General features: G+C 71.5%; 3 protein-coding genes. All 3 read left to right on the forward strand.

Going from position 1 to position 3,345, the window contains the following annotated elements; genetic code table 11:
* On the forward strand, positions 1-585 hold a 585-nt coding region (locus AX685_RS00920), incomplete at its 5' end, for an ATP-binding cassette domain-containing protein (protein WP_066484423.1).
* Complete coding sequence (locus tag AX685_RS00925) at positions 582-2,021, forward strand: ABC transporter permease (RefSeq protein WP_156445580.1); 1,440 nt, start codon at positions 582-584, stop codon at positions 2,019-2,021. The genes AX685_RS00920 and AX685_RS00925, both read left to right, overlap by 4 nt.
* Positions 2,018-3,280, forward strand: coding sequence for a DUF3526 domain-containing protein (locus tag AX685_RS00930; RefSeq protein ID WP_066484429.1), 1,263 nt, complete (start codon positions 2,018-2,020; stop codon positions 3,278-3,280). The genes AX685_RS00925 and AX685_RS00930 overlap by 4 nt, the downstream gene beginning before the upstream one ends.
* Positions 3,281-3,345 lie beyond the last annotated feature (65 nt).

Consider the following 3,345-nt stretch of genomic DNA (forward strand, 5'->3'; position numbering starts at 1 on the left):
GCGCTGCTCGGCTTCGCGCGCGGGGGGGCGGGGCGGGTCGCCGTCTGCGGCATCGATCCGCGCGCCGATCCGGACGGTGCGCGTCGCCACATCGCCTATCTGCCGGAAAACGTTGCGCTCTACGATCATCTCTCCGCCGTCGAGAATGCCGATTACCTGCTGGCGCTCAGTGACGAGCGCAAGGGGCGGGAGGCGATCACCGATGCGCTGCAGGCGGCGGGCTTGCAGGAGCGGGCGTGGGACCAGCGGCTCGGCGGCTTTTCCAAGGGGATGAGGCAGAAGGTGGCGATCGCGGTCGCGCTGCTGCGCGCGGTGCCGGTGCTGCTGCTCGACGAGCCGACCTCCGGCCTCGACCCCCGGGCCACGGCGGACTTCAACGCGCTGGTCGCCGCGGTGCGCGACCGCGGCACCGCGGTGCTGATGGTCACGCACGATCTGTTGAGCGCGGTGGACGTCGCCGACGAGATCGCGTTCCTGGAAGCCGGGCGCGTCGCGCACCGCGTCGTCGCGAGCGGTCCCGACCGGTTCGACGTGCGCGCGCTCCACGCGCGGTTCCAGGTCGCCAGCGTCGGACGCGCGGCGTGAGGATCGTCCGCCTGATCGCGCGCGACGAATTGCGGCTGATGCTGCGCAACCGCGTCGCATTGATCGCCTTCGCGCTGATCGTGCTGCTGACGCTGGTCGCGGTGGCGAGCAGCTGGTCGCACCAGCGTGCCGCCGCCGATCTGCGCGCGCGCCACCAGCATGAGGCCGAGCACGCCTTCGACGCGCAGCCCGACCGGCATCCGCACCGGATGGTGCATTACGGCCACTTCATCTTCCGCCCGCTGGGGCCGCTGGCCGCGTTCGATCCCGGCGTCGACGCCTTCACCGGCAGCAGCATGTTCCTCGAAGGCCACCGGCAGAACACCGCCAATTTCGGTGATGTGCGGCAAAGCTCGCTGCTGGTCCGGTTCGGGCAGCTGACCCCCGCCTTCGTGCTCCAGATCGTGGCGCCGCTGCTGCTGATCTTCCTCGGCTTCGGCGCGCTGGCACGCGAAACGGAACGCGGCACGCTCGGCCTGCTGATGCTGCAAGGCGCCTCGCGCGGGCAGGTCGTGGCCGGCAAGCTGCTGGCGCTCGGCACCGTCGCGGTCGCCGCCGCGCTGCCGGCGATGCTGGGGCTGGTCGCCATCGCCGGACAGCCCGGCGCACTGGCCCTGCCGATGCTGGTGATCGCGCTCGGCTACCTCCTCTATCTCGGGTTGTGGACGGTGCTGATCCTGCTGGTTTCGGCACTGGTGCGACGCAGCCGCGACGCACTGCTCGCGCTGGTCGCCCTCTGGGCGGTGACCACGGTGCTGCTGCCGCGCGCCATGCCGGATGTCGCCGCCAACGCCGTGCCGCTGCGCAACCGGCTCCAGACCGATGTCGCGATCGCGCGCGATCTGCGCGGTCTCGGCGACAGCCACAATCCCGACGACCCGCATTTCGCGCAGTTCAAGCAGGGGCTGCTCGACCGCTACAAGGTCACCCGCGTCGAGGACCTGCCGTACAACTACAAGGGCCTGCTGGCGGTCGAGGGCGAGCGGCTGACGTCGGGGCTGTTCGACCGTTATGCCGCCGAAAGCTATGGCGCACAGGCGCGGCAGAACGGGCTGGTCGCCGCGAGCGGCCTGCTCAGCCCCGCGATCGCGCTGCGCGGACTGTCGATGGCCGCGGCCGGCACCGATTTCGCCGCGCACCGCCGCTTCCTCGAACAGGCCGAGCGCTATCGCTACGCGCTGGTGCAGCGGCTGAACCGGCTGGAGGCCGAGGCGGTCAGCTATGCGAACGACACTGCGACCGACGCCGGCGCGGATCGCCGCAAGCGGATCGCGGCCGCGAACTGGCAGGCGATCCCCGACTTCCGCTTCGTCGCGCCGAGCGGCGCCATGCTGGTCCGCGGCGCGCTGCCCGGCCTGACCCTGCTGGCCTTGTGGCTGGTGGTGGCCGTGGCGCTGCTCGCCCTTGCCACCCGCCGCCTCGGAGCACGTCGATGACCCTGTGGACCCACGAGCTGCGCCTGCTGCTGCGCCAGCGGCTGAGTGCGTTCGCGCTGGTGCTGCTCGCGCTGCTCGGCGCGGCGGCGGTCGCGGCCGGCATGGCGGAGATCGCGCGGCAGCGCGCCGCGATCGCCGCGGTCCCGGCCGCGCAGGCGCAGGATATCGGCGCGGTCGCCGATTATGTCGGCCGCAGCAAGGACGCGGGAAGCGCGGCGTATTACAGCTTCCATCCGACATGGGATCCGCCCGCGCCGCTGGCGTTCGCGGCGCTTGGCATGCGCGACGTGTCGCCGTTCATCCTGCGGGTGCGCGCGCTGGGGCTTGAGGCGCAGATCTACGACGGCGATACGTTCAATCCCGAACTGGCGCTGCCGGGGCGCTTCGATTTCGCCTTCGTGCTGGTGTTCCTGGCACCGTTGTTCGTCATCGCGCTGTTCCATGATCTCGTGTCGGGCGAGCGTGAGGCCGGGCGGCAGCGAACGCTGGAGGCGCTGCCGCGCGGGGGCGCCGCGCTGTGGCGGCGGCGGACGCTACTGCGGCTCGCGCTGCTGTGGTCGGCACTGGGCCTCCCCTTCGCGATCGCGGCCGTTGTCGAAGGGGTCGCGGTCGGTCCGATCCTCATCGTGCTCGTGGTGACTCTCGCCTACCTGCTGTTCTGGATCGCGCTCGCCGCGCTGGTCGGGCGGTTCCGCTGGAGCTCGGTCGCCAACGCCGCCACGCTGGCGGCGCTGTGGCTCGTGCTGGTGCTGATCGTGCCGACGCTCGGCAACGTCGCGATCAATCGTGCGGTGCCGATCGCGCAGGGCGCGGAGATCGCGCTGGCGCAGCGCGAGGCGGTCAATCACGCATGGGACATCCCGCGCGAGGACACGATGCGACGCTTCTACGCCGCGCACCCCGAATGGGCGGACTCACCCCCGCTCGGGCCTGATTTCCACTACAAATGGTACCTCGCCTTCCACCAGAATGCCGATGAAGGCGTGGCCGGGCAGGTGCGCGCGTATCGCGATGGCCTGGAGCGGCGCGACCGGGCGGGGCGCGCGCTCGGCTGGGTGCTGCCCTCCGTCGGGGTCCAGGGGCTGCTCACGCGGCTCGCGCGCACCGACCTGGCCGGACAGCTTGCGTATCAGGATCGCATCCGCGCCTTCCACGCGCGGCTGCGATCCTTCTATTACGGCTATCTCTTCCACGACCGGCCGTTCGGCAAGGCGGACTTCCGCCGCGCGCCGCGCTTCGACGACGGCGTCGCGGAGTGACCGCGCGTCAGTTCGGCTCGCGCGCGATCGGGTAGCGCAGCGGGTAGGGGTGTCCTGGCCCCGCC

This window comes from Sphingomonas sp. CCH9-F2 (genome assembly GCF_001556735.1).
GTDB classification, from domain to species: Bacteria; Pseudomonadota; Alphaproteobacteria; order Sphingomonadales; family Sphingomonadaceae; genus Sphingomonas; species Sphingomonas ginsenosidimutans.